The sequence below is a fragment of the Thermus sp. CCB_US3_UF1 genome, from assembly GCF_000236585.1.
Lineage (GTDB): Bacteria > Deinococcota > Deinococci > Deinococcales > Thermaceae > Thermus.
Genome location: NC_017278.1, coordinates 890,563 through 914,644, shown reverse-complemented (window position 1 = coordinate 914,644; position 24,082 = coordinate 890,563). Strand labels below are relative to the sequence as shown.

At 68.4% G+C, this 24,082-nt stretch carries 25 protein-coding genes; 11 read left to right on the top strand and 14 right to left on the bottom strand.

Translation table 11 applies throughout. The features are described 5' to 3' along the window. Positions 1–127 precede the first annotated feature (127 nt). On the bottom strand, positions 128–1,123 hold the full coding sequence (locus TCCBUS3UF1_RS04555) for a YpdA family putative bacillithiol disulfide reductase (RefSeq protein WP_014515333.1): 996 nt from the start codon (positions 1,121–1,123) through the stop codon (positions 128–130). A 36-nt stretch (positions 1,124–1,159) separates the two neighbouring features. Here TCCBUS3UF1_RS04555 and TCCBUS3UF1_RS04550 point away from each other — a divergent pair, with 36 nt between their 5' ends. From TCCBUS3UF1_RS04550 to TCCBUS3UF1_RS04540, 3 genes are all read left to right on the top strand, one after another. Beyond that, positions 1,160–1,903, top strand: coding sequence for a TerC family protein (locus TCCBUS3UF1_RS04550; RefSeq protein ID WP_014515332.1), 744 nt, complete (start codon positions 1,160–1,162; stop codon positions 1,901–1,903). Between the two features lie 20 nt (positions 1,904–1,923). Further along, complete coding sequence (gene fumC / locus TCCBUS3UF1_RS04545) at positions 1,924–3,321, top strand: class II fumarate hydratase (protein ID WP_014515331.1); 1,398 nt, start codon at positions 1,924–1,926, stop codon at positions 3,319–3,321. Positions 3,322–3,390: 69 nt separating this feature from the next. Then, positions 3,391–4,002: a superoxide dismutase gene (locus TCCBUS3UF1_RS04540; protein ID WP_014515330.1), complete on the top strand. Its 612-nt coding sequence runs from the start codon at positions 3,391–3,393 to the stop codon at positions 4,000–4,002. Between the two features lie 10 nt (positions 4,003–4,012). Here the strand turns inward: TCCBUS3UF1_RS04540 and mqnB are convergent, their stop codons facing one another. From mqnB to infC, 6 genes are all read right to left on the bottom strand, one after another. Next, on the bottom strand, positions 4,013–4,690 hold the full coding sequence (gene mqnB, locus TCCBUS3UF1_RS04535; protein ID WP_014515329.1) for a futalosine hydrolase: 678 nt from the start codon (positions 4,688–4,690) through the stop codon (positions 4,013–4,015). After that, on the bottom strand, positions 4,690–6,351 hold the full coding sequence (locus tag TCCBUS3UF1_RS04530) for a glycerol-3-phosphate acyltransferase (protein ID WP_014515328.1): 1,662 nt from the start codon (positions 6,349–6,351) through the stop codon (positions 4,690–4,692). The genes mqnB and TCCBUS3UF1_RS04530 overlap by 1 nt, the downstream gene beginning before the upstream one ends. Then, positions 6,348–6,812, bottom strand: a complete 465-nt coding sequence (locus TCCBUS3UF1_RS04525; protein ID WP_014515327.1) for a small multi-drug export protein — start codon at positions 6,810–6,812, stop codon at positions 6,348–6,350. Before TCCBUS3UF1_RS04525 ends, TCCBUS3UF1_RS04530 begins: the two co-directional genes overlap by 4 nt. A 45-nt stretch (positions 6,813–6,857) precedes the next feature. Then, positions 6,858–7,217 (bottom strand): 50S ribosomal protein L20, encoded by a 360-nt coding sequence (rplT, locus tag TCCBUS3UF1_RS04520; protein ID WP_014515326.1) that lies wholly within the window; start codon positions 7,215–7,217, stop codon positions 6,858–6,860. A gap of 11 nt (positions 7,218–7,228) precedes the next feature. Next, entirely contained in the window at positions 7,229–7,426 is a 198-nt protein-coding gene (gene rpmI / locus TCCBUS3UF1_RS04515; RefSeq protein ID WP_041433968.1) for a 50S ribosomal protein L35, read from the bottom strand. An 89-nt stretch (positions 7,427–7,515) separates the two neighbouring features. Further along, the gene (infC, locus tag TCCBUS3UF1_RS04510; RefSeq protein ID WP_081477225.1) at positions 7,516–8,031 is read right to left on the bottom strand and encodes a translation initiation factor IF-3; all 516 of its coding nucleotides are present in this window, start codon (positions 8,029–8,031) and stop codon (positions 7,516–7,518) included. Positions 8,032–8,123: 92 nt separating this feature from the next. Between infC and TCCBUS3UF1_RS04505 the strand changes: the two genes are divergently transcribed. Further along, positions 8,124–8,888 (top strand): enoyl-CoA hydratase/isomerase family protein, encoded by a 765-nt coding sequence (locus TCCBUS3UF1_RS04505; RefSeq protein ID WP_014515323.1) that lies wholly within the window; start codon positions 8,124–8,126, stop codon positions 8,886–8,888. Between the two features lie 15 nt (positions 8,889–8,903). Beyond that, positions 8,904–10,550 carry a glutamine--tRNA ligase/YqeY domain fusion protein gene (locus tag TCCBUS3UF1_RS04500; RefSeq protein WP_014515322.1) on the top strand — a complete coding sequence of 549 codons (1,647 nt, stop codon included), beginning with the start codon at positions 8,904–8,906 and terminating at the stop codon, positions 10,548–10,550. Here the strand turns inward: TCCBUS3UF1_RS04500 and TCCBUS3UF1_RS04495 are convergent. Next, positions 10,547–10,972, bottom strand: a complete 426-nt coding sequence (locus TCCBUS3UF1_RS04495) for a hypothetical protein (protein ID WP_014515321.1) — start codon at positions 10,970–10,972, stop codon at positions 10,547–10,549. The genes TCCBUS3UF1_RS04500 and TCCBUS3UF1_RS04495 overlap by 4 nt on opposite strands. Next, on the bottom strand, positions 10,965–11,276 hold the full coding sequence (locus TCCBUS3UF1_RS04490) for a DUF3234 domain-containing protein (protein ID WP_014515320.1): 312 nt from the start codon (positions 11,274–11,276) through the stop codon (positions 10,965–10,967). The genes TCCBUS3UF1_RS04495 and TCCBUS3UF1_RS04490 overlap by 8 nt, the downstream gene beginning before the upstream one ends. A gap of 18 nt (positions 11,277–11,294) precedes the next feature. Between TCCBUS3UF1_RS04490 and TCCBUS3UF1_RS04485 the strand changes: the two genes are divergently transcribed. Next, positions 11,295–12,002, top strand: coding sequence for a TlyA family RNA methyltransferase (locus TCCBUS3UF1_RS04485; protein WP_014515319.1), 708 nt, complete (start codon positions 11,295–11,297; stop codon positions 12,000–12,002). Here TCCBUS3UF1_RS04485 and TCCBUS3UF1_RS04480 read toward each other — a convergent pair. Together TCCBUS3UF1_RS04480 and TCCBUS3UF1_RS04475 are read right to left on the bottom strand one after the other, a co-directional pair. Beyond that, positions 11,989–12,984, bottom strand: coding sequence for an aspartate-semialdehyde dehydrogenase (locus TCCBUS3UF1_RS04480; RefSeq protein WP_041433967.1), 996 nt, complete (start codon positions 12,982–12,984; stop codon positions 11,989–11,991). The two genes, TCCBUS3UF1_RS04485 and TCCBUS3UF1_RS04480, sit on opposite strands and share 14 nt — an antisense overlap. A 10-nt stretch (positions 12,985–12,994) precedes the next feature. Next, positions 12,995–14,512 (bottom strand): glycine--tRNA ligase, encoded by a 1,518-nt coding sequence (locus TCCBUS3UF1_RS04475; RefSeq protein ID WP_014515317.1) that lies wholly within the window; start codon positions 14,510–14,512, stop codon positions 12,995–12,997. A gap of 134 nt (positions 14,513–14,646) precedes the next feature. Here TCCBUS3UF1_RS04475 and TCCBUS3UF1_RS04470 point away from each other — a divergent pair, with 134 nt between their 5' ends. From TCCBUS3UF1_RS04470 to TCCBUS3UF1_RS04460, 3 genes are read left to right on the top strand one after another with little or no spacing between them, the layout of a single operon-like run. Next, entirely contained in the window at positions 14,647–16,857 is a 2,211-nt protein-coding gene (locus TCCBUS3UF1_RS04470) for an ATP-dependent Clp protease ATP-binding subunit (RefSeq protein ID WP_014515315.1), read from the top strand. Between the two features lie 36 nt (positions 16,858–16,893). Continuing rightward, positions 16,894–18,174: a DNA repair protein RadA gene (gene radA, locus TCCBUS3UF1_RS04465; protein ID WP_014515314.1), complete on the top strand. Its 1,281-nt coding sequence runs from the start codon at positions 16,894–16,896 to the stop codon at positions 18,172–18,174. Beyond that, a complete protein-coding gene (locus TCCBUS3UF1_RS04460) occupies positions 18,171–19,178 on the top strand; it encodes a PIN/TRAM domain-containing protein (RefSeq protein WP_014515313.1) in 1,008 nt (335 codons plus the stop codon). Before radA ends, TCCBUS3UF1_RS04460 begins: the two co-directional genes overlap by 4 nt. Here TCCBUS3UF1_RS04460 and TCCBUS3UF1_RS04455 read toward each other — a convergent pair. Then, positions 19,175–19,768, bottom strand: a complete 594-nt coding sequence (locus TCCBUS3UF1_RS04455; RefSeq protein WP_014515312.1) for a hypothetical protein — start codon at positions 19,766–19,768, stop codon at positions 19,175–19,177. The two genes, TCCBUS3UF1_RS04460 and TCCBUS3UF1_RS04455, sit on opposite strands and share 4 nt — an antisense overlap. Before the next feature lie 92 nt (positions 19,769–19,860). Between TCCBUS3UF1_RS04455 and sucC the strand changes: the two genes are divergently transcribed. Then, entirely contained in the window at positions 19,861–20,997 is a 1,137-nt protein-coding gene (gene sucC, locus TCCBUS3UF1_RS04450; RefSeq protein ID WP_041433966.1) for an ADP-forming succinate--CoA ligase subunit beta, read from the top strand. Next, on the top strand, positions 20,994–21,860 hold the full coding sequence (gene sucD / locus TCCBUS3UF1_RS04445; protein ID WP_014515310.1) for a succinate--CoA ligase subunit alpha: 867 nt from the start codon (positions 20,994–20,996) through the stop codon (positions 21,858–21,860). Before sucC ends, sucD begins: the two co-directional genes overlap by 4 nt. A 47-nt stretch (positions 21,861–21,907) precedes the next feature. On the opposite strand, the gene malQ is transcribed toward sucD, so the two are convergent. Together malQ and TCCBUS3UF1_RS04435 are read right to left on the bottom strand one after the other, a co-directional pair. Then, entirely contained in the window at positions 21,908–23,413 is a 1,506-nt protein-coding gene (malQ, locus tag TCCBUS3UF1_RS04440; protein ID WP_014515309.1) for a 4-alpha-glucanotransferase, read from the bottom strand. A gap of 50 nt (positions 23,414–23,463) precedes the next feature. Then, a complete protein-coding gene (locus TCCBUS3UF1_RS04435; protein ID WP_155983260.1) occupies positions 23,464–24,048 on the bottom strand; it encodes a hypothetical protein in 585 nt (194 codons plus the stop codon). Positions 24,049–24,082 lie beyond the last annotated feature (34 nt).

The following is a 24,082-nucleotide window of genomic DNA, read 5'->3' as shown; positions in this document are numbered from 1 at the left end:
AACCGAAACCCCCCGGATTTTCCGGGGGGTTTGTGGATGCGCCTATGGACGCTACACCCTACCCCCCGCCGGCCCTACGATTAGGACCAGGGCTAGGGATAGGGCGAGCACGGAACGCATCTTGGGGCTAAGCATAGCCAGGGGCCTCCCCCGGTGTCAAGAGGCCAAGCCTCCGGGCGATGGCCCGGAGGGCCTTTTCCGCCTGCTCCCGGCCGTTTTCAATGAAGACCGAGCGGGTATCGGGGCCGTAGGCGCAGGAGCCGATGGCAAAAAGCCCGGGGATGGAGGTTTCCCCCTCGAGGCTCAGGCGGGGTTTCTCCCCCTCGTAGGCCACCCCCGCCTCCTTAAGGAGGCGGTCTTCCGCCCGGTAGCCGATGAGGACCAGGATGAAATCCGCCTCCAAAAAGAGGCGCCCCCCGGGGCGCACCAGCCAAAGCCCCTCGGGGGTGATGGCCTCCACCCGGGCTTCCATCACCGCTTGGATGCTCCCTTCCCTGACCCGGTTCTCCAGATCGGGGAGGAGCCAGTACTTGACGCCCGGCCGCACCCACGCTCCCCGGTGGACCAGGGTCACCCGGGCCCCGCCCCGGTAGAGGTCCAAGGCCGCCTCCACCGCGGAGTTGCTTCCCCCTACCACCGCCACCTTCTGGCCAAAGAAGGGGGCGGCCTCCTCGTAGCGGTGGAGAACGTGGGGCAAGCCTTCCCCGGGCACCCCCAGGCGGTTGGGGTTGCCGAAGTAACCGGTGGCCACCACCACGTAGCGGGCGGCGTAGGCCTCCTCCCCCTTCCGGCTTCGGGCCCGCACCCTAAACGCCCCCTCCCGCCCCTCTATGGCCAGGACCTCGGTGTAGGGGCGGAGGTTTAGGCCCTCCCGCTCCGCCACCTTCTGGTAGTACAAAAGGGCTTCCTTCCGGGTGGGCTTGGGGCCCTGGGAGACCAGGGGGTGGCCGCCGATCTCCAGGTTCTTCCCCTCGGAGAAGAAGACCATGTCCCGGGGGAAGCGGTAGAGGGTTTCCGCCACCGTGCCCCGTTCCAGGACCAGGTGACCAAGCCCCAGGCGCTTGGCCCAAAGGGCCGCCGCCAGGCCCACGGGTCCTGCCCCCACCACCAGCACGTCCACCATCCCCTCCAGTCTACGGGGGCATGTAGACTCTTTCCCATGGAGTGGCTTACCAACCCCGAGGTCTGGATCGCCTTCCTCACCCTCACGACCCTGGAGGTGGTCCTGGGCGTGGACAACGTGATCTTCATCAGCATCCTGGCCTCCAAGCTCCCCAAGGAGGAGCAGGACCGGGCCCGGATGGTGGGGATCTCCCTGGCGGCGGTCACCCGGATCCTCTTCCTCCTCTCCATCGCCTGGATCATGGCCTTGAAGAAGCCCCTTTTCGCCCTCCTAGGCCACGAGGTGACGGGCAAGGACCTGGTCCTCATCGCCGGGGGGCTTTTCCTCCTCTACAAGTCGGTGAAGGAGATCCACGAGAAGCTGGAAGGGGAGTCGGGGCACGCGGTGCGCCGGGTGGCCCCTTCCTTCGCCTCGGTGATCGGGCAGGTCCTCCTCCTGGACATCGTCTTCTCCATTGACTCCGTGATCACCGCGGTGGGGCTTACCTCCTACGTCCCGGTGATGGTGGCGGCCATCCTCACCTCGGTGGCCGTCATGCTCCTGGCCTCCCGGGCGATCTACGCCTTCGTGAACCGCCACCCCACGGTGAAGATGCTGGCCCTCTCCTTCCTCCTCCTCATCGGCTTCACCCTGGTGGCCGAGGGCACGGGGGTCCACATCCCCAAGGGCTACGTCTACTTCGCCATGGGCTTCGCCGTCTTCGTGGAGTGGCTCAACCTGCGGGCAGGCCTTAGGGGCAAGCCGGTGAAACTCCACGACCCCTATGAGGAAGAGGCGTAAAATCGGTGCCGGAGGGGTTTATGGAATACCGGATTGAGCGGGATACCATGGGCGAGGTCAAGGTGCCGGCAGACCGCTACTGGGGGGCCCAGACCCAGCGCTCCTTGGAGCACTTCAGGATTGGGGCCTGGCGCTTCCGCATGCCCCTCGAGGTCATCCGCGCCTACGGGATGCTGAAAAAGGCCGCGGCCAGAGCCAACCTGGAGCTGGGAGAGCTCCCCGAGCCCATCGCCAAGGCCATCATCCAGGCGGCGGAGGAGGTCATCCAGGGAAAGCTGGACGAGCACTTCCCCCTGGTGGTCTTCCAGACCGGCTCCGGCACCCAGACCAACATGAACGTGAACGAGGTCCTGGCCAACCGGGCCTCGGAAATCCTGGGCCACCCCCTGGGCTCCAAGTACGTCCACCCCAACGACCACGTGAACCGGGGCCAAAGCTCCAACGACACCTTCCCCACCGCCATGTACGTGGCCACCGCCTTGGCCCTGCAAGGGAGGCTCTACCCCGCGGCGGAGGCCCTGATCCAAACCCTGGAGGAAAAGGCCCGGGCCTTTGACGGCATCGTTAAGGTGGGCCGCACCCACCTGATGGACGCCGTGCCCATCACCCTGGGCCAGGAGGTGGGCAGCTGGGCGGCCCAACTCAAGACCACCCTGGGCATGGTGAGGGAGGCGGAGAAGGGGCTCTACAACCTCGCCATCGGGGGCACCGCGGTGGGCACGGGCCTCAACGCCCACCCCCGCTTCGGGGAGCTGGTGGCCCGCTACCTGGCGGAGGAAACCGGCCTCCCCTTCCGGGTGGCGGAAAACCGCTTCGCCGCCCTGGCCGCCCACGACGAGCTGGTGCAGGTGATGGGGTCCTTGCGCACCCTGGCCGGGGCCCTGATGAAGGTGGGCAACGACATCCGCTGGCTGGCCTCCGGGCCTTACGGGGGGATCGGGGAGATCTTCATCCCCGCCAACGAGCCCGGCTCCTCCATCATGCCGGGGAAGGTGAACCCCACCCAGGTGGAGGCCCTGACCATGGTGGTGGTGCGGGTCTTCGGCAACGACCACGCGGTGGCCTTTGCCGGCAGCCAGGGCAACTTCCAGCTCAACGTCTACAAGCCGGTGATGGTGGACGCCGCCCTGGAGTCCATCACCCTCCTGGCGGACGCCATGGCCTCCTTCAACGAGCACCTGGCCCAGGGGATTGAGCCCAACCTGGAGCGGATCGCGGAACACCTGGAGAAAAACCCCATGCTGGCCACCGCCCTCAACCGGGCCATCGGCTACGACAAGGCGGCGGAGGTGGTGAAGAAGGCCCTCAAGGAGAAGAAAACCCTGAAGCAGGCGGCCTTGGAGCTGGGCTACCTCACGGAGGAAGCGTTTGACCGCATCGTGGTGCCCCTGAGGCTGGCCAAGCCCCACGAGGGCTAGCCCCCTTTGTGAGAGGGCCCACCCCACCCCGGGGTGGGCCCCTTATAGTGAGGGGCGGGAGGTGAGGTTATGCCGTATCCGTTCAAGCTGCCGGAGCTGGGTTACCCCTACGAGGCCCTCGAGCCCCACATCGACGCCAAGACCATGGAGATCCACCACCAGAAGCACCACGGGGCCTACGTGAACAACCTGAACGCCGCCCTGGAAAAGTACCCCTACCTGCAAGGGGCCGAGGTGGAAACCCTCCTAAGGCACCTGGCCGCCTTGCCTGCCGACATCCAGACCGCGGTGCGCAACAACGGGGGCGGGCACCTGAACCACAGCCTCTTCTGGAAGCTCCTCACCCCAGGCGGGGCCAAGGAGCCCGTGGGGGAGCTGAAGAAGGCGGTGGACGAGCAGTTTGGCGGCTTCGCAAGCCTCAAGGAGAAGCTCACCCAGGCCGCCATGGGCCGCTTCGGCTCCGGCTGGGCCTGGCTGGTCAAGGACCCCTTCGGCAAGCTGCATGTCCTCTCCACCCCCAACCAGGACAACCCGGTGATGGAGGGCTTCACCCCCATCCTGGGCATTGACGTGTGGGAGCACGCTTACTACCTGAAGTACCAAAACCGCCGCGCCGAGTACCTGGAGGCCATCTGGAACGTCCTCAACTGGGACGTGGCCGAGGCCTTCTACAAGGGCTAATCCCCAAGCCTTAGGCCAAGGGGGCTCCGCGGGGCCCCCTTTTTAGGATCCGCCCCACCGTCTCCCCCAGGGCCAAGACCGCCTCCCTCACCCGCCAGGCCCCCTTGTCCCGGTTCCCCGCGGGGTTGGAGATGGCCCTGAGCTCGGCCCCGGGGAAGCCCAGGGCCAGGCAGACCCGGGCGAAGGCTGCCCCCTCCATGTTTTCCAGGTCCGCCCCCCACCCCTCGGCCAGGGAACGGGCCTCCCCCGGGGTTTCCGAAACCAGGTCCCGGGTCAGGCCCACCACCACCCGCAGGCCCAAGCCCTGGGCTAGGCCCTGGGTGAGGCCGGGGTCCAGGGGAAAGCGGTTGTGGTAGCGCACCCCCCCCACCTCCAAGGCGGGGAAGCCCAGGGGCGCAAGGCCCTCCCTTAGGCCCAGGTCCGCCTCCACCTCCTCCCCCACCAGGACCACCTCCCCCAGGGCCAGTCCGCTATGGGGATAGGCGCCCGCGAGGCCGAAGAGGAGGGCCTGCTCCACCGGGTGGCGCGCCGCCCAGGCCGCCAGGGTGAGGGCGGCGTTGACCTTGCCGATCCCCGTTTCCAGGTAGACGAAGCCCTCCCCCCTTAGCCCCTTGCGGCCCAGGAAGGTAAAGGCCTCCCCCTGGAGAAAGGGGGCCTCGAGGGCCGTGGGGGAAAGGAGAAGCCACACTACTCCACCACCCGGAAGCCCAAGGCCTCCGCCCGCTCCACGAAGAACTGGATGTTCTCCGCCTTCACCTCCCCGCCCAGGCTCTTGCGGGAAAAGGCCTCCTCCGCAGCCAGGATCATGGTCTCCGCCAGGCAGGCCGGCACCTGGTCGGGGGCACCGAAGTGGAGGTCCAGGGTGGCCCGGGCGGCCCCGGGAAGCCGCACCACCCCCCCGGGGATGACCCGCACCCCCGGCACCCCCCGGACCGCCGGGTGGACATCGGGGGGCACCCCCTCGTCGTAGATCCAGGCCCCTGGCTTCACGTGCTCCGGCAGGATGACGGGGTTGGGGTCGCTGGTGGCGGTGAAGACCAAATCGGCCTCCTTGATGGACCCCACCTCGGTGGAGACCAGGATCTCGGGGGCCTGCCCCTTGCGCTCCAGGTTCTTCCTAAGGCTCTCCGCCGCCTTTTCCAGCCGCTCCTGGTCCCGCCCCACCAGGATGAGCCGCCCCACCAGGGGGGCGATCTGCCGGGCGATGCCGAAGGCCACCACCCCGTTGGCCCCCACCACAGCCGCCGTGGTGGCCTTCAGGTCCTTGCCGCTTTGGGCAAAGTGGGCCAGGATGGCGGGGATGGCGGCCTTGACCGTGCCGGCGGTGTAGGCCCCGCCGTTGGTCACCTCTATGCCCGGCACCGCCTCCTGCACCGCCTTTCCCTTCTCCCCTACCACGCTCCAGAAGGCCCCCAGGCCCACCACCGTGGCCCCCAGCTCGCGGGCCAGACGCGCCCCCTGGACCGCCCGCCGCACCGCCAGCTCCGGCTTGCCCTTGATCTGGTGGGGCAGGAGGGGGGCGGAGATGAGGTGGCAGAGGATCTCCCGCCCGTCCGCGGTCCGCACCCCCCGCACCTCCCCCACCTTCATGGGGCGGAAGAACTCCGCCAGGCGCTCCACCCAGGCCTGGGGCAAAAGGCCCAGGCGCACTAGGGGTCTGGCCCAGCGGAAGCGGGGACTTTGCCAGAAATCTTCCAGGGTAAGGGGGTGGATGAGAAAGGCGCAGACCACCTGCCGCTCCGAGGGAAGGGGTAAGGGGTTGCCCAAGCGGGGCTCGGTCCCCTCCAGGATGCGCCCCAGGTTCTCCTTGTACCGCCAAAGGGCAAGGAGGAAGAGAAGGGCCGCCCAAAGCTTTTCCTCAGGGGAAAACCCCCCGAGGAAGGTCGCCCCCAAAAGGCCCAGGGGAAGCCCCAAGGCCCCCAAGGAGGCGTAGCCCGTAAGGGCGTAAAGCCCCAGGGCGAGGGCCACGGGCAAAAGACCCAGGGCCGGCTCCAGGGGCAGGGCCGCCAAAACCCCCAGCAAGACCCCGGCCCCCTTGGCCCGCAGGGGCCAGGGGTCGCGGAAAAAGAGGGGGTAAAGGTGGCCCAGGTAGACCCCCACCCCCAGGAGGAGGAGTCCGGCCAGGTCCAGGCCTAGGCCCCGGCCCAGGAGGAGGGGCAGGTACCCCTTGAGGAAGTCCAGAAGGAAGGAAAGGAGGGTTAGGCCGAGGCCGAGCCGCCTCAAGGCGTTCTCGAGGCCTAGGGTGTAGGGGCTGGCCGTACGCAGGTCCACCCCGCGCCGCCGGGCCAGCCAGTACCCCAGGGGGAGGGCCCCCAAGAGGTAGGCCAAGGGAAGGAGCAAGGCCGTCATCGCAGGTAGTTTAGCCCGGCCACCGCCCCCCCCGTAAGGAGGAGAACGATGAGCCCCGCCGCCAGAACCCCCAAGGAGATGGCCAGAAGGGCGTAGCGGCGCCTAAGCCCCAAGACCACGGCCAGCACCGCCCCGCTCCAGGCCCCGGTGCCGGGCAGGGGCACGGCCACGAAGAGGAAAAGGCCCAAGGCCCCTAGGCGCTGCACCTGCTCCTCCCCCTTGAGGCGCACCCGGGCCTCGAGGGCCTCCCAAGCCCGGGCCAGGAGGGGAAACCGGGTGAGGAGGAGGATGGCCCAGGGCAAAAGCCCTAAGGCCACCGGGGCCACCAGGAGGTTGCCCAGGAGGGCCAGGAAAAAGGCCTTCCCCGGCGGCAGGCCCAGGGCCACCCCCAGGGGGATGGCCCCCCGGAGCTCCACCACCGGCAGGGCGGCCACCAGGATCACGTAAACTTCGGGCGGCATGGAAAAGGGCGCCCCCCCCTTAGGGGAAAGGCGCCTTTGGCCTCGCTAAGAGGCCCGGGCGGCCTTGGCCTTCTCCACCAGGAGGGCGAAGGCCTGGGGCTCACGCACCGCCAGATCGGCCAGCACCTTGCGGTCCAGCTCCACCCCCGCCTTCTTCAGGCCGTTCATGAAGGAGGAGTAGTTCATGCCGTGCTGGCGGCAGGCGGCGTTGATGCGCACGATCCAGAGCTTGCGGAAGTCCCGCTTCTTCCGCTTGCGGTGGGCGTAGGCGTAGTTGCCAGCGGCGAAGAGGGTTTCCCGGGCCTTGCGGAAGCTTTTGGAGCGCAGGCCCCAGTACCCCTTGGCCAGCTTGAGGATCTTCTTGTGCTTCCTGCGGCGGACGACACCGGTTTTGGCGCGCGGCATCCTCTACCTCCTTAGGCGTAGGGCAGGAGGAGCTTGATCCGCTCCGCCTCGGGCTCAGCGAGGGTGAACTTCCGCCCCTTCTTACGGATCTCGCCCCCCGACTTGTGCCAGTTCAGGTGCCGCTTGCCCGTCTTCATGGCCACCACCTTGCCCGAAGCGGTCACCTTGACCCGCTTCTTGGCGCCCTTATGGGTCTTCATCTTCGGCATGGTCTTCCTCCGCCCTGGGAAGCGCCCCCAAAGGGGGTCTTGGGTGCTCCCCAAAGCCCTACCACTATACCAAGGGAAGGCCCCAAGGTCTAGGCAGACACCTTGGCCGGGGCCAGGAGCATGTTCATGTCCCGGCCCAGAAGCTCGGGCCGCATCTCCACCACGGCCAGGCCCTTCAGGTCCTCGGCCACCCGCTCCAGAAGCTTCTCCCCCAGCTCCGGGTGGCTCATCTCCCGCCCCCGGAACATGATGGTCACCTTGACCTTGTGCCCTTCTTCCAGGAAGCGCTTGATATGGTTCAGCTTGGTCTGATAGTCGTGGTTATCGATCTTGACCCGGAACTTGATGGACTTGACCTCGGTGCGCTTGGCCTTCTTCCGGGCCTCCTTCTCCGCCACCTGCTGCTCGTAGCGCCACTTGGAGTAGTCCATGATGCGGGCCACGGGCGGGTCGGCGGTGGGGCCCACCAGGACCAGGTCCAGGTCCTGCTCCTGGGCCAGGCGCAAAGCCTCCCGGGTGTCCATGATGCCGAGCTGCTGGCCATCGGATCCGATGACCCTCACCTGTTTGGCGCGGATGCGTTCGTTGGTCAGGTACTCCTTTATCTACACCACCTCCTAGCCCGCAAGGCTTAAGCCTACAGGTTTGCGGGCTAAGGGCAGTCTAGCAGGAACCTTCCCCCGGGTACAATGGGGGCATGGTCCAGGTGGAACGAGGGCGCATCTACCGGGTCTTCCTCAACGATCCCGAGCGCCGCAACCCCCTTTCCCCGGGGATGGTGGAGGGCCTCCTCCAGGCCTTGGAGGAGGCCGAAGGGGACCCCGAGGCCAGGGCCTTGGTCCTCACCGGGCGGGGAGCGGCCTTCAGCGCCGGGGCCGACCTGGCCTTTCTGGAAAGGGTTACGGAGATGGGGGCGGAGGAGAACTACCGCCACTCCCTTTCCCTCATGCGCCTTTTCCACCGCCTCTACACCTTCCCCAAGCCCACGGTGGCCGCGGTGAACGGGCCAGCGGTGGCGGGGGGGGCGGGGCTGGCCACGGCCTGCGACCTGGTGGTGATGGACCAGGAGGCCAAGCTGGGCTACACCGAGGTCCGGATCGGCTTCGTGGCCGCCCTGGTTTCCGTGATCCTGGTGCGGGCCGTGGGGGAGAAGGTGGCCAAGGACCTCCTCCTCACCGGGAGGCTGGTGGGGGCCGAGGAGGCCAAGGCCCTGGGCCTTGTGAACCGGGTGGCGGCCCCGGGCCGGGCCCTGGAGGAGGCCCTGGCCCTGGCCGAGGAGGTGGCCAAGAACGCCCCCACCTCCTTGCGCCTCAGCAAGGAGCTCCTCCTGGCCCTACCGGGGATGGGCCTCGAGGACGGCTTCCGCCTGGCGGCCCTGGCCAACGCCTGGGTGCGGGAAACGGGGGACTTGCGGGAAGGGATCCGGGCCTTCTTTGAAAAGCGCCCGCCTCGCTTCGGCTAAGGCTACACTCTTCTTATGGGCCTCGTCCCCGAGTGCTTCATCACCGAGATCGTGGAAAAAGACCTAAGGGAGGGGAAGTACCCCAGGCTCCTCACCCGCTTCCCCCCAGAGCCCAACGGCTACCTCCACATCGGCCACGCCCGGAGCATCGTCTTGAACTTCGGCCTGGCCCTGGACTTCGGCGGGGAGTGCAACCTGCGCTACGACGACACCAACCCGGAAACGGAAAAGGAGGAGTACGCCCGGGCCATAGAGGAGGATGTGCGCTGGCTGGGCTTCACCCCCAGCCGGGTCCTCTACGCCTCGGACTACTTTGACCAGATGTACGCCTGCGCCCTGGTCCTCATCCAGGAGGGGAAGGCCTACGTGGATGACCTTCCTGAGGAGGAGATGAGCGCCCTCCGGGCCCAAGGGAAGCCCAGCCCCTACCGGGAGCGCAGCGTGGAGGAAAACCTGGACCTCTTCACCCGGATGGCCCGGGGGGAGTTCCCCACGGGAAGCCGGGTGCTGAGGGCCAAGATCGACCCCGCCCACCCCAACTTCAAGCTGCGGGACCCGGTGCTCTACCGCATCGTCCACGCCCCCCACTACCACGCCGGGGACCGGTGGGTGGTCTACCCCATGTACGACTACGCCCATCCCCTGGAGGACTTCATTGAGGGGGTGAGCCACTCCCTCTGCACCCTGGAGTTTGAGAACAACCGGGCCATCTACGACTGGGTGATCGAAAACCTCAAGGGCAAGTGCGGCCTACCCCTCTCCCCCAGGCCCTACCAGTACGAGTTCGCCCGGCTGGACCTGAGCTACACCGTCCTCTCCAAGCGGAAGCTGATCCGGTTGGTGGAAGGGGGGTACGTCTCGGGCTGGGACGACCCCCGCCTCCCCACCCTAAGGGCCTTAAGGCGGCGGGGGGTGCGGCCCGAGGCCATCCGCGAGTTCGTGCGCCGCACGGGGATCTCCCGCAACGAGGCCCGGATCGAGATGGACCTCTTTGAGGAGGTGGTGCGGGACGACCTGAACCCCATCGCCCCCCGGGTCTTGGGGGTGGTGAACCCCTTGAAGGTGGTCCTCACCAACCATGAGGGGGAGGAATGGCTACAGGCCCCCTACTGGCCCCGGGACATCGCCAAGGAGGGCTCGAGGCCCCTCCCCTTCTCCAGGGAGATCTACATGGAGCGCTCGGATTTCCGCCTCCATCCCCCCAAGGGCTGGAAGCGGTTCGCCCCGGGGCAGCGGGTGCGCCTGCGCCACGCCTACGTGGTGGAGCTGGAGGACGTGGTGGAGGAAGGGGGGGAGGTGAAGCTCCTCAAGGCCCGCGTGGTCCCCGGCACCCTGGGGGCCAATCCGGAGGAGGGCCCTAAGCCCAAGGGGGTGATCCACTGGGTTTCCGCCCGGCACGCCCTGCCCGTGGAGTACAGGCTCTATGGGCGGCTTTTCCTCACCAAGGACCCGGAGGAGGGGGGGGATTTCCTGAAGAACCTCAACCCCGAGGCCCTGGTGGTGAAGCGGGGGTTCATTGAGCCCAGCGTGGCCCAGGACCCCAAGGACACCCGCTACCAGCTGGAGCGGCTCGGCTACTTCTGGCAGGACCCCGTGGACTCGAGGCCCGGGGCCCTGGTGATGAACCGTATCGTCCCCCTGAAAGAGGGGTACCAGGCCTAGAAGCCCAGGCTCACCCCTATCCCTCCTCCCAGGCCCAACCCCCCCGTGGCCGGGTAGTAGGTGGGGTGGAGTTCGGCGAAGACCCCCAGGAGGGGCAAGGGCAGGTTGAGCCAGGTGCCCAAGACCGCCCGCACCCCTCCCTGGCCCCGCCCCTCCTGGGGCAGGGTGAGGCTAGGCCCCGTGCCCAAGAAGCCCCCCAGGCCCAGGTAGAGGTCGGTGAGGGGAAGCTTGAGGAGGAGGTCTGCCCCACCCCCTGAGGCCCCCGCCCCTGTCCCGGCGTAAAGCCGCCCCTCCACCAGGAAGGGCACCAGGACCAGGCGTACCCCCCCTTGCAGGCCAAAGGGGCTCCCCCCGCTCACCTCGGCCCGCTGGGCCAGGCCCAAGGCCAAGGCCACCGCCAAGACCGCCAGCACCCTACGCACGCCGCACCTCCCAAAGCAGGTCCTCAAGCCTTACCAGCCGCGCCCGGTGCACCCCGGGCCGGTAGTCGACCAATACCGCCTCCACCTTGAGGAGGGCCAGCGCCCTAAGGAAGGCCTCCTTAAGGGTCCAGCCCTCCAGGGGGCTCACCCGCATGCCCAGCTCCGGGTGCCGGGCCAGAAAGGATTGGGCCAGCTCCTCCGAGGTCCAAAGCCCTGAGAGGCGCTGGCCTAGGGCCTCGAGGACCAGGTGCTCCCCCGGCTCCCCTTCCAGCACGTACCAGGTCCCGGAAAGATCCGGCTCCACGGGTGGATAATACCCCTCGTGCGGCTGGACCGCTACTTGGTGGAACGGGGCCTGGTGGAAAGCCGGGAGAAGGCCCAGCGCCTCATCCGGGAGGGCCGGGTGCAGGTGGCGGGGAAAGTGGTGCAAAAACCCGCCTTTTCCGTGCCGGAAGGGGCCGAGGTCCGGCTTCTGGAAGGGGAGCCCTATGTGGGCCGGGGTGCCTACAAGCTCCTCGGGGCCCTGGCAGGCTTCCCCGTGGCCGTGGCGGGCAAGGCCTGCGCCGACCTAGGAGCCAGCACCGGGGGCTTCACCCAGGTGCTCCTGGAAAGGGGCGCCCGGCGGGTCTACGCGGTGGATGTGGGCCAGGGGCAGCTCCACCCCTCCTTACGGGCCGACCCGCGGGTGGTCTGCCTGGAGGGGCAGGATGCCCGCACCCTTCGCCTCCCCGAGGCCCTGGACCTGGTGGTCATGGACGTGTCCTTCATCTCCTCCACCCACCTGCTTCCCAAGGTGAGGGAACTCCTCCGGCCTGGCGGGGAGGCCTTGGTCCTGGTCAAGCCCCAGTTTGAGCTCTGGCCCGGAGCCCACAAGGGGGTGGTGCGGGAGGAGGCCCTACGGCGGGAGGCCCTTAGACGGGTGCGGGAAAGGGCCCAGGAACTGGGCTTCCAGGTGCTGGGGGAGGCGGCAAGCCCCCTTCCGGGCAAGGAGGGGAACCAGGAGTACTGGCTCTGGCTCAAGGCCCCTTGAGCCAGGCCTCGGCGATCTGCACCGCGTTGAGGGCCGCCCCCTTGAGGAGCTGGTCCCCCACCACGAAGAAGTCCAGGCCGTTCTCAAAGGCCAGGCTCTGGCGGATGCGGCCCACCTCCACATCCCACTTGCCGCTGGCGGTGAGGGGCATGGGGTAGCGCTTCTCCCCGGGGGCATCCACCACCTCCACCCCCGGGGCCGCCCGGAGGACCTCCCGGGCCGCCTCCGGGGTGACGGGCTTGGCGAACTCCACGCTCACCGCCTCCGCGTGGGCCCTCAGGGTGGGCACCCGCACCGCGGTGGCGCTGATGCGGATGCTCTCGTCCCCGAAGATCTTGTGGGTCTCCCAGACCACCTTCATCTCCTCCCGGGTATACCCATTTTCCTGGAAGGTGTCTATGTGGGGCAGGACGTTGAAGGGAAGGGGATGGGCGAAGACCTCCGCCTGGGGGGTTTCCCCGTGGAGGAAGCGGTGGGTCTCCCGCAAGAGTTCCTCCATGCCCTTGGCCCCCGCCCCCGAGGCCGCCTGGTAGGTGGCCACCACCACCCGCCTGGCCCCGAAAGCCCGGTGCAGGGGCCAAAGGGCCATGGCCAGGATGGCCGTGGTGCAGTTGGGGTTGGCGAGGATGCCCCGGTGGCGGAAGATGGCCTCCCGGTTCACCTCGGGCACCACCAGGGGCACCCAGGGCTCGTAGCGCCAGGCGCTGGAGTTGTCCACCACCACCGCCCCGCCTTCCACCCACCGGAGGGCGAGGGCCTTGGAGAGGCTACCCCCGGCGCTGGCCAGGACCAGGTCCACGGGCAAGGGACCCTCGGGAAGGGGTTCCACGGGGATCTCCTCCCCCCGGAAAGGAAGCCGCACCCCGGCGGAACGGGGGGAGGCATAGAGCCGAAGCTCGCTTAGGGGGAAGTTCCGGGCCTCGAGGACCCTAAGGATCTCCCGCCCCACGGCCCCCGTGGCCCCCACTACGGCTACCCGCACACCGCCCATGCTACCACCTCAACTTCTCCCGCAAAAACCCTTCCAGCTCGTCCACGTGGAGCCGGATCTGCTCCATGGTATCCCGGTCCCGCACGGTCACCGTGTCCTTGAGGCGGGTGGTGCCATCCTTGCTCTGGCCGATGGTGTCGTAGTCCACGGTGATGGCGAAGGGGGTGCCCACCTCATCGTGGCGGCGGTAGGCCTTGCCGATGTTCCCCGTATCCTCGTAGAGGATCCGGCCCAGGCCCAGGGCCTGGAGCCGGCCCTTGAGGCGCTTGGCGTACTCGGTGATCTCGGGCCGGTTCTTGGCCAGGGGGATGACCGCGGCCTTGATGGGGGCGAGCTGGGGCTTGAGCCGGAGGACGATGCGCTCCTCCCCATTCGGCAACTCCTCCCGGGTGAAGGCCTCGGCCAGGAGGGCCAAAACCCCCCGGTCCACCCCCGCCGAGGGCTCGATCACGTAGGGGACAAACCACTTCCCCGTATCGGGGTCGCGGTAGGCCAGCCGGGCCGTGGAGTGCTCGTTCCTGAGGACCCGGGCGGCGATGGCCAGCTCCTCCTGGTCCTTGGTGTGGCTCCCTAGGTCAAAGTCCGTACGGTTGGCGATCCCCTCCAGCTCTTCCAGGCCGTGGGGGAAGCGGTAGAGGATGTCCACCGTGGCCTTGGCGTAGTGGGCCAGTTCCTCCGGGGGCTGGGGGTAAGGGACCAGGTTCTCCCGGCTCAGGCCCATCTCCTGCCACCACCTAAGCCGCTCCTCCACCCAGTAGCGGTGCCAGTACTCGTCCTCCCCCGGGCGGACGAAGTACTCGATCTCCATCTGCTCAAACTCCCGCACCCGGAAGACGAAGTTCCTAGGGGTGATCTCGTTGCGGAAGGCCTTGCCGATCTGGGCGATGCCGAAGGGCAACTTGCGGCTGGTGCTGTCCAGAACGTTTTTGAAGTTGATGAAGATGCCCTGGGCGGTCTCGGGGCGGAGGTAGGCCAAGGCCGCCTCCTCCTCCACCGGCCCCACGTAGGTCTTGAACATCATGTTGAAGTAGCGGGGCGGGGTCCAGTCCCCGGCCTCCCCCGTGGCGGGGTCCAGCACCCCGGCGGCGGTCATGGCCCCCCCGGCCCGCTCCGGGGCGGCCATCATGGCCTGGACCAGGGCGTGCAGGCCCTCCTCCACCTCCATGGCCCGGTAGAGGCGGGAAAGGACCTCCTCGGGCTGCTCCTTTAGGAGGTGGTCCAGGCGGTAGCGCTTCTTGGTGATGCGGTTGTCCACCATGGGGTCGGCAAAGGTGGCCTCGTGGCCCGAGTAGTGGAGGACCAGGCGGTGGGTGAGGATGCTGGCGTCCAGGCCCTCCATGTCGTCCCGCTCGTAAACGTTGCGGCGCCACCAGGCCTGCTTCAGGTTGTTCTTGAGCTCCACCCCCAGGGGCCCGTAATCGTAGGTGCCCTGCAGGCCCCCGTAGATCTCCGAGCCTTGGAAGATAAACCCTCGCCGCTTGCAAAGCGCCACCAGTTCGTCAAGGGTGCTCGCTGGCATCGTACCTCCCCAAAGGGCCTAAGGCCCCGATTAGAGGGCATCTTACAGGAAGAAGCCCAGTGGGCCCAAGGTGAGCGGGGGCGCAAACCCCCAAGGGAAGGGGGCTTAGGCTAGAATGTGAGGTAGAGGGGAGCATGAACAGGTACGACGATCGCGCCAGGCTGGTCTTTCACTACGCAAGGGAGGAGGGGAGCCGCTTAGGCCACTCCATGATCGGCCCAGAGCACCTCCTCCTGGGCCTGATGCGCGAAGGGGGGACCGCGGCCCGCATCCTCCAGGAGTACGGGGCGAGCCTCGAGGCCATGCGCCGCATGGTGGAGGAGCTGGTGGGCCGGGGGGAGGGGAGCCGCACGGGTGAGCCCCCGGCCATCACCCCCAGGGCCCGGCGGGTCATGGAGCTGGCCAGCGCCGAGGCCCGCAACATGGGGGCCGCCGTGATCGGCACCGAGCACATCCTCCTGGGCATCATCCGCGAGGGGGACGGGATCGCTTACCGCATCCTCTCCCACTTCGCCAAGGACGTGGACGCCATCCGCTGGCGCATCCTCTCCATGGCCGAGGGCCGGGAACGGGAAAAGCCGGTGAACACCCCCTTCCTGGACGAGTACGGCCGCGACCTCACCAAGGAGGCCCGGGAGGGGAAGCTGGACCCGGTGATCGGCCGCCAGGAGGAGATCAACCGGGTGATCCAGATCCTGGCCCGGCGCACCAAGAACAACCCGGTGCTCATCGGCGACCCTGGGGTGGGCAAAACGGCCATTGTGGAGGGCCTGGCCCAGGCCATCGTGGAGGGGCGGGTGCCCCCCATCCTGCGGGGGGCCCGGGTGGTGGCCATCGACCTGGCCGGGGTGGTGGCGGGCACCAAGTACCGGGGGGAGTTTGAGGAGCGGCTGCGCCAGATCATTGAAGAGCTGAAAAACGCCAAGGTTATCGCCTTCATCGATGAGCTCCACACCCTGATCGGGGCGGGCGGGGCCGAGGGCACTCTGGACGCGGCCAACATCCTCAAGCCCGCGCTGGCCCGGGGGGAGATCCAGGTGATCGGGGCCACCACCACCGGGGAGTACCACCGCTACATCGAGAAGGACGCCGCCCTGGAGCGGCGCTTCCAGCCCGTGATCGTCCTGGAGCCCTCCCCGGAGGAAACCCTGGAGATCCTCAAGGGCCTCCGCCCCCGCTACGAGGCCCACCACGGGGTCATCATCCCCGACGAAATCCTGGAGCTTTCCGTCAAGATCGGCATCCGCTCCCTCCCCGGGCGGAACTTTCCCGACAAGGCCATAGACCTCATCGACGAGGCCGCAAGCCGGGTGCGCCTCAACGCCTCCTTGGGTCTGCCCGTGGCCGAGGAGGAGGACGGCACCCCCGTGGTCACCCGGGAGGACATCGAGGCGGTGGTGGACTCCTGGGGTGGGGTGTACGTGGACGACAAGGACGACGAGAAGCTCATGCGCCTGGAGGAGGAGCTGAAAAAGCGGGTGGTGGGCCAGGAGGAGGCCATCCGCGCCCTGGCCAGCGCCCTGCGCCGGGCCCGGGTGGGCCTGGGGGGGAGGACCCGGGTGGCGGCGAGCTTCCTCTTCGTGGGCCAAAGCGGGGTGGGCAAAACCCAGCTGGCCAAGGCCCTGGCCGAGGTCCTCTTTGGCTCGGAAAGGGCCCTCATCCGCTTTGACATGTCCGAGTTCCAGGAACCCCACTCCATCTCCAAGCTCATCGGGGCCCCGCCAGGGTACGTGGGCTACGAGCAGGGGGGGCGGCTCACCGAGGCCGTGCGCCGCCAGCCCTTCAGCGTGGTCCTCCTGGACGAGATTGAGAAGGCGCACCCCGACGTGTACAACACCTTCCTCCAGGTCCTGGACGAGGGCCGCCTCACGGACGGCATGGGGCGCACCGTGGACTTCCGCCGGGTGATCCTCATCATGACCTCCAACACCGGCTACAACGTGGGCCCCGCCATCGGCTTCACCAGCCGGGAGGTGGACACCGAGTCCCCCCTCAAGGCCCTCTTCACCCCCGAGTTCCTGGACCGCCTGGACGAGGTGATCCGCTTCCGGCCCCTCACCGAGGAGGAGCTGGTCCAGGTGGCTGGGCTCATGCTGGACGAAATCCAGAAGGAGCTGAAGAGCCGGGAGATCGAGGTCGCCTTCGCCCCCGAGGTGGCCCGGTTCGTGGTGGACCAGGCCCCCAAGACGGGGAGCGCCCGGGCCATCCGCGGGGTCATCCGGGAGCGCATCGAGGACCCCCTGTCCCTGGCCCTCCTGAAAAAACCCTCTGGCCGCCTCCTGGTGAGCGTGGAGGACGGGCACCTCACCTTCCACGAGGTGGAGGGGGAGGAACTCCTGGTCTAACGGCCCTCCCTAGCCCCAGGCCTCGAGGCCTAGCCCATGGCCAAAACCGCTTACGCCTGCGTGGAGTGCGGCTACCGCACCCCCAAGCCCCTGGGCCGGTGCCCGGGGTGCGGGGCCTGGGGGAGTTTCCAGGAGGCCAGCCTCCCAACCCCCAGGCCCCCCAGGGGCAAGGGGGGCCTCGAGGCCCCCACCCCCATCCCCCTGGCCCGGGTGGACGAGGCCGAGGAGCGGCGCTTCTCCTCGGGGATGGCCGAGGTGGACCGGGTCCTGGGCGGGGGGTTCGTGCCCGGGGAGGTGGTCCTCCTGGGGGGGGAGCCCGGGGTGGGCAAGAGCACCCTCCTCCTGGAGATGGCCAAACGCCTGCCCCAGGAGGTCTACTATGTGGCTGGGGAGGAGTCCCCGGCCCAGATCAAGCTGCGGGCCCGGCGGCTGGGGGTGGAAGACCTCCTCCTGCTGCGGGAAACCCGTCTGGAACCCCTCTTAGCCTTCTTGGAGGCCGCCCCGCCCCAGCTCCTCTTTGTGGACTCGGTCCAGACCATTGAGGCCGGGGGAAGCCCGGGAAGCCTGGTGGCCGTGCGGGAGGCCACCGCCGCCTTTGTGCGCCTGGCCAAGGCCACGGGCACCGCGGTGGTCCTGGTGGGGCACGTGACCAAGGAAGGGGTGGTGGCGGGGCCCAAGAGCGTGGAACACGCGGTGGACGCCACCCTTTACCTGGAAAGCGCCGGGGTGTACAGGGTGCTGCGGAGCGCCAAGAACCGCTTCGGCCCCGTGGGGGAGCTGGGGGTGTTCCGCATGGAGGAGGCCGGGCTTCTGGAGGTACAAAACCCCTCCGAGGCCTTCCTCCTGGAAAGGCCCCTAGGGGTGCCAGGCAGCGCCATCGCCCTGGCCCTGGCCGGGGAAAGGGCTTTGGCCCTCGAGGTCCAGGCCCTGGCCGCCAAAACCCCCTTCCCCGCCCCCCGCCGCCTGGTCCAGGGCCTGGATCCCAGGCGGGTGGACATGGTGCTGGCGGTCCTGGAAAGGCGGCTCGGCCTGCCCCTGGCCAACCTGGACGTCTACGTGAACCTGGCGGGAGGGCTTAGGGTGCAGGACCCGGGCCTGGACCTGGCCGTGGCCCTGGCGGTGTATTCTGCGGTGGTGGGCCGGCCCCTCCCCCACGACCTGGCCGTGGTGGGGGAGGTGGGCCTCCTGGGGGAGGTGCGGAGCGTGGTGGGGCTGGAGAGGCGGCTTCGGGAAGGGGAGCGGGCGGGGTTTGCCCGCTTCCTCCACCCCGGGAACACCCGGGGCCTGGGGGAGGCGGTGGAGCGGTACCTGGGATGAGCCTGCGCCTGCTCTTCTACCTCCTCTTCGCCCTCCTGGGCTACCAGCTAGCCGTGGGGCTGGAGGGGCTTGGCCTCCTCCCCCGCTCGGCGGGCCTCCTCTCCCTGAACCGCTTCTACCTGGTGGTGGCCGGCTTCCTGGGCGGAATCCTCCTGGCCCCCAGGGTGGAGGCCTTCTTGGAAAGCCGGCTGCGCCGCCTGCGGGAACTGCCCCCGGAGGTGCCCGTGGCCCTCACCCTGGGGGCCACCCTGGGCCTCCTCCTCACGGTCCTCCTCACCAGCCTCCTCTCCCAGATCCCGGGCTTTTCCCCCTACCACAGCCTCCTTCTGGCCCTCTTCCTCGTGGCCCTCTTCTCCTACCTGGCCCTGGGCTACAAGGAGTACCTGCGCCCTCCCCAAGAAAGGCGCCGCCCCCAAGGGGGCAAGGTGCTGGACACGAGCGTTCTGGTGGACGGCCGCCTGGCGGAGGTGGCGGCCACGGGCTTCCTGGAGGGGCCCCTCTTTGTGCCCCACTTCGTCCTCAAGGAGCTGCAGCACTTCGCCGATAGCCAAGACCCCCTGAAGCGGGCCAAGGGGCGGCGGGGCCTCGAGGCCCTGGAGCGGCTCAAGGAGCACCTCGAGCTGGAGGTCCTGGAGGAAACCCCCAAGGGGGAGAGCGTGGACGAGAAGCTCCTCTTCCTGGCCCGGGACCTTGGGGCGGCCCTGGTGAGCAACGATCTGGCCCTCCTGCAGATGACCCGCATCTACGGGGTGAAGGCCCTCTCGGTCCAGGCCCTGGCCCAGGCCCTCCGGCCCCAGCTCCAGGTGGGGGACACCCTGAGGCTCCTCATCCTCAAGGAGGGCAAGGAGCCCCACCAGGGGGTGGGCTACCTGGAGGATGGCTCCATGGTGGTGGTGGACGGGGGAAACCGCTACCGGGGGCAGGAGGTGGAGGTGGTCATCACCCAGGCCATCCAGACCCAGGTGGGCCGCCTTTTCTTCGCCCGCCCGGCGGTGGAGGCCTAGGCCCGGCGCAGGCTACGCCAAAGGAGATACCCCCCCACCAGGATCAGGGCCAAGGGAAGGGCGTAGGCCAGAAAAAGCCGCAAGGGTTCGCGGGTGAGGGCCAGGGGAAGCAGCATCCCCAAGGCCGGCCATAGGGCCCAGCGGTGGCCCAGGAGGAAAAGGGCGGCGAAGGTGAGGGCCATGCCCAGGAAGAGAAGCCAGCCCGCCTCCACCGCCCAAAGCCCCTCCACCAGGGCCACCCCCGCCAGGGAGAGGAGGATGCCCCCCGGGATCAGGGCCCACCACTGGGCCCGGTCCGCCAGGTAGGTGGCGATAAGCCCCGCCCCCAAGCCCAGGAGGAAGAGGCTTCCAGCCCACGCCTGCCCTTCAAGGAAAAGGGCCAGGGCCAAGCCCAGAAGGCCCAGGCCAGGGATGGAGGCCCACCCGTACCGCCCCTGAAGGTAGGCCGCCAGAAACCCTCCCCCGGCCCCCAGGAGCAAGAGGCCAAAGAGCCAGCGCCCCAGCGCCACCCCCAGGGCCTGGAGGAGGAGCAAGACCCCCAGGACCACCAGGGCAAGCCCCAGGGCCCAACCCGCCCGCTTCTCGTCCATAACCCCCCCCTTTCCCCCCCAGCTTACCCCCCAAGCCCCCTGGCATGAAGGGTATAATGCCCTTCGGCCTTGGCCGGCCAAGGAGGTGGAGCTTGAACCTGCACGAGTATCAAGCCAAGGAGATCCTGGCCCGCTACGGGGTGCCGGTGCCGCCCGGCAAGGTGGCCTACACCCCCGACGAGGCGAAGCGGATCGCCGAGGAACTGGGCAAGCGGGTGGTCATCAAGGCCCAGGTGCACGTGGGCGGCAGAGGCAAGGCGGGCGGCGTAAAGCTGGCGGACACCCCCGCCGAGGCCTACGAGAAGGCCCAGGCCATCTTGGGCATGAACATCAAGGGCCTCACGGTGAAGAAGGTGCTGGTGGCCGAGGCGGTGGACATCGCCAAGGAGTACTACGCCGGCCTCATCCTGGACCGCTCCCAGAAGAAGGTGGTCCTCATGCTCTCCAAGGAAGGGGGGGTGGACATTGAGGAGGTGGCCGCCCAACGCCCCGAGGCCATCCACAAGTTCTGGATTGACCCCCACAAGGGCTTCCGCCCCTTTGAGGCCCGGGAGATGGTGAAGCGGGCCGGGCTGGAGGGGAACCTGAACAAGCTGGCCCAGGTCCTGGTGGCCCTGTACCGGGCCTACGAGGGGGTGGACGCCTCCATCGCCGAGATCAACCCCCTGGTGGTGACCACGGACGGCCAGATCGTGGCCGCGGACGCCAAGATCGTCCTGGACGACAACGCCCTCTTCCGCCACCCCGACTTGGCCGAGCTTCGGGAGATCGAGGCCGAGCACCCCTTGGAGGTGGAGGCCAGCAACTACGGCTTCGCCTACGTGAAGCTTCCGGGGAGCATCGGCATCATCGGCAACGGGGCCGGGCTCGTGATGTACACCCTGGACCTGGTGAACCGGGTGGGGGGCAAGCCCGCCAACTTCCTGGACATTGGGGGCGGGGCCAAGGCCGATGTGGTGTACAACGCCCTCAAGGTGGTCCTCAAGGACCCGGACGTCAAGGGGGTCTTCCTCAACATCTTCGGCGGCATCACCCGGGCCGACGAGGTGGCCAAGGGGGTGATCCGGGCCCTGGAGGAGGGCCTCCTCACCAAGCCCGTGGTCATGCGGGTGGCGGGCACTGCCGAGGAGGAGGCCAAGCGGCTTCTGGAGGGCAAGCCCATTTACATGTACCCCACGTCCGTGGAGGCGGCTAAGGCCATCGTGGCCATGGTGGGAGGTGCGGCGTGATCCTGGTGAACCGCGAAACCCGCGTCCTGGTCCAGGGCATCACCGGGCGGGAAGGGCAGTTCCACACCCAGCAGATGCTGGCCTACGGTACCCAGGTGGTGGCCGGGGTCACCCCCGGCAAGGGGGGCATGGAGGTCCTGGGCCTCCCCGTCTACGACACGGTGAAGGAGGCGGTGGCGAACCACGCCATCGACGCTTCCATCATCTTCGTGCCCGCCCCTATGGCAGCGGATGCGGCCCTCGAGGCCGCCCACGCCGGCATCCCCCTCATCGTCCTCATCACCGAGGGCATCCCCACCCTGGACATGGTGAAGGCGGTGGAGGAGATCAAGGCCCTGGGCAGCCGCCTGATTGGCGGCAACTGCCCCGGGATCATCAGCGCCGAGGAGGCCAAGATCGGCATCATGCCCGGCCACGTGTTCAAGCGGGGCAAGGTGGGCCTTATCAGCCGCTCCGGCACCCTCACCTATGAGGCCGCCGCCGCCCTTTCCCAGGCGGGCCTCGGCACCACCACCACCGTGGGCATCGGCGGGGACCCGGTCATCGGCACCACCTTCAAGGACCTTCTCCCCCTCTTCAACGAAGACCCCGAGACCGAGGCCGTGGTCCTTATCGGGGAGATCGGCGGCTCCGACGAGGAGGAGGCGGCGGCCTGGGTGAAGGCGCACATGAACAAGCCCGTGGTGGGCTTTATCGGCGGGCGCAGCGCCCCCAAGGGCAAGCGCATGGGCCACGCCGGGGCCATCATCATGGGCAACGTGGGCACCCCGGAGTCCAAGCTCCAGGCCTTCGCCGAGGCCGGCATTCCCGTGGCCGACACCATTGACGAGATCGTGGAGCTGGTGAAAAAGGCCCTGGGCTAAAGGCCAGGGCCTACCCCTCCCCCCATCCCTAGACGGGGTGGGGGGGTTTAGCTGAGCCGTCCCGTGGCCTCGGCCATCTGGCGAAGCCTCTCCCCCTGTTCCCCGGATAGCTCCCCCGGGCGGAGCCGCCAGGCCCAGTTCCCCGCAGGGCGGCCAGGGTAGTTCATCCGGGCCTCGGAGCCCAAGGCCAGCACGTCCTGCACCGGGTACACCGCCAGCCGGGCCAGGGAGCGCATCCCCAGGGCCATGAGGGCCCAGGGAACCTCCTCCTCCCTTTGGAAGCCAATCCCCCAGTCCGCCAGGTAGCGGGCCAAAAAGGCCCGCTCGTGGGGGGTAGCGGTGCGGTACCAGCCCAGGGTGGTGTCGTTGTCGTGGGTGCCGGTGTAGACCACCACCCGGCCATGGGAAGGGTAGTTATGGGGCAGGAAAGGGTTTTCCAGGCCGTTGTCAAAGGCGAACTGCAGGACCTTCATCCCGGGAAGGCCGAAGCGGTCCCTCAGGGCCTCCACCTCCGGGGTGATGACCCCCAGGTCTTCCGCCAGGATGGGCACCCGGCCAAAAACCTCCTGGATGCGCTCAAAAAGCCGCTCCCCCGGGGCCTTGACCCAGCGCCCTTCCACCGCCGTGGGGCAGGTGGCGGGGATCTCCCAGTAGGCCTCAAAGCCGCGGAAGTGGTCGATGCGCACCAGGTGGAAAAGCTCCAGGGCCTTGGCCAAACGCGCCACCCAGAAGGAGAAGCCTTCCCGTTCCAGCACCTCCCAGCGGTAAAGGGGGTTGCCCCAGCGCTGGCCGGTTTCGGAAAAGTAGTCCGGGGGCACCCCGGCCACCACCGTGGGGCGGCCCTCCTCGTCCAGGTGGAACCACTCGGGGTGGGCCCAGACCTCGGCGGAGTCCTCAGCCACGAAGATGGGCATGTCCCCGATGACCTCGAGGCCCAAGGCCTCGGCCTCGGCCTTCAAGGCCCCCCATTGGCGGAAGAAAAGCCACTGGGTCCAGGCGTGAAAGGCCACCTCCTCCGCCAAGGCCGCCTCGGCCTCCTTGAGGGCCCGTTCCTCCCTGAGGCGCAGGGGCAGGGGCCACCGGTTCCAGGAAAGCCCCCCGTGGTGGGCCTTTAGGGCCATGAAAAGGGCGTAGTCCTTAAGCCATGAGCCCTCCTCCTCCTGGAAGGCCAGGAAGCTCTCCCGCTCCTCCTTGGGGGCCTTTGCCCCAAAGCCCCGGAAGGCCTCCTTCAGGGCGGGCCACTTCCAGGCGTACAGCCAGCCGTAGTCCACCCGCCCCTGGGGGAAGCCGGGATCGGCCAAGGCCACATACCCCGCCTGGGCCAGGGGCCTCAGGTCGATGAGGTAGGGGTTCCCGGCGAAGGCGCTGAAGGACTGGTAGGGGGAGTCCCCGTAGCCCGTGGGGCCCAAGGGCAGAACCTGCCAGTACCGGGCCCCGGATTCCTTGAGAAAGCGCAAAAAGGCCCGGGCTTCTTCCCCCAGCACCCCCACCCCGTACGGGCCAGGGAGGCTGGTGGGGTGGAGGAGGAGGCCATAGGCGCGCGGCAGCTCCATGGCCCTGAGTCTACCCCCCGGGTGGAAAAGCTTCCAGGGGCAAAGGCCCCCTAGAAGCGGTAGCTTAGGCCCAGGCTAAAGGGAGAGAAGAAGGTCCCGGTCTCCCCGTAAAGGAGGAAGCCGGTTTCCAGCCCCAGGCGGAGTTCGGGAGACAAGGAGGCAAGGGAAACGTTGATTCCCAGGACCACCCCGGGGTACAGGAAAAACCGGCCTCTCTCCCCAGCTCCCTGGCCCGTGCGCACGATGTGGGCGTAGCCCAGGTAGACCCTTGGGGCCAGGTAGGCTTCCCCGGTCTGGGTAGGGATAGGAAAAGGGTAGGCCACGTCCACCGCCAACCCCCACGCGCGTTCCTGGTAGCTGGCGCAGGTTTGGGTGGAAGGATCCCACACACAGCCATCCCAGTACTGGGAGCCAAGGCCCAGGGAAACGGCCACCCCAGCCCGGTACCCCGCTTCCAGGTAAGCGCCCAGGCCCATGGGGGTTATTCCCAGGTAAAACGCCTCCCTCACCATGCCCAGGCTCAGGCCCAAGGCGGTGGCGGAAAGGTGGAACCCCTCCTGGGTGGAGCGGGCGTGGAAGGGCGTGCCGGGAAAGGGGGCCGCCCGGAAGCCCCCTGGGGACGGGGCAGGGTTCACGGCCGAGGGCGCGCAGGCAGCAAGGAAAAGGAGT

Bases quoted from the DNA above. Each gene is read 5' to 3' on its own strand.
- TCCBUS3UF1_RS04475 (WP_014515317.1), bottom strand. From the start codon at position 14,512: ATGCCAGCGAGCACCCTTGACGAACTGGTGGCGCTTTGCAAGCGGCGA.
- malQ (WP_014515309.1), bottom strand. From the start codon at position 23,413: ATGGAGCTGCCGCGCGCCTATGGCCTCCTCCTCCACCCCACCAGCCTC.
- TCCBUS3UF1_RS04460 (WP_014515313.1), top strand. From the start codon at position 18,171: ATGAGCCTGCGCCTGCTCTTCTACCTCCTCTTCGCCCTCCTGGGCTAC.
- TCCBUS3UF1_RS04505 (WP_014515323.1), top strand. From the start codon at position 8,124: ATGGTCCAGGTGGAACGAGGGCGCATCTACCGGGTCTTCCTCAACGAT.
- TCCBUS3UF1_RS04540 (WP_014515330.1), top strand. From the start codon at position 3,391: ATGCCGTATCCGTTCAAGCTGCCGGAGCTGGGTTACCCCTACGAGGCC.
- TCCBUS3UF1_RS04455 (WP_014515312.1), bottom strand. From the start codon at position 19,768: ATGGACGAGAAGCGGGCGGGTTGGGCCCTGGGGCTTGCCCTGGTGGTC.
- TCCBUS3UF1_RS04525 (WP_014515327.1), bottom strand. From the start codon at position 6,812: ATGCCGCCCGAAGTTTACGTGATCCTGGTGGCCGCCCTGCCGGTGGTG.
- rpmI (WP_041433968.1), bottom strand. From the start codon at position 7,426: ATGCCGAAGATGAAGACCCATAAGGGCGCCAAGAAGCGGGTCAAGGTG.
- TCCBUS3UF1_RS04550 (WP_014515332.1), top strand. From the start codon at position 1,160: ATGGAGTGGCTTACCAACCCCGAGGTCTGGATCGCCTTCCTCACCCTC.
- radA (WP_014515314.1), top strand. From the start codon at position 16,894: ATGGCCAAAACCGCTTACGCCTGCGTGGAGTGCGGCTACCGCACCCCC.
- TCCBUS3UF1_RS04555 (WP_014515333.1), bottom strand. From the start codon at position 1,123: ATGGTGGACGTGCTGGTGGTGGGGGCAGGACCCGTGGGCCTGGCGGCG.
- TCCBUS3UF1_RS04530 (WP_014515328.1), bottom strand. From the start codon at position 6,351: ATGACGGCCTTGCTCCTTCCCTTGGCCTACCTCTTGGGGGCCCTCCCC.
- TCCBUS3UF1_RS04470 (WP_014515315.1), top strand. From the start codon at position 14,647: ATGAACAGGTACGACGATCGCGCCAGGCTGGTCTTTCACTACGCAAGG.
- fumC (WP_014515331.1), top strand. From the start codon at position 1,924: ATGGAATACCGGATTGAGCGGGATACCATGGGCGAGGTCAAGGTGCCG.
- rplT (WP_014515326.1), bottom strand. From the start codon at position 7,217: ATGCCGCGCGCCAAAACCGGTGTCGTCCGCCGCAGGAAGCACAAGAAG.
- TCCBUS3UF1_RS04500 (WP_014515322.1), top strand. From the start codon at position 8,904: ATGGGCCTCGTCCCCGAGTGCTTCATCACCGAGATCGTGGAAAAAGAC.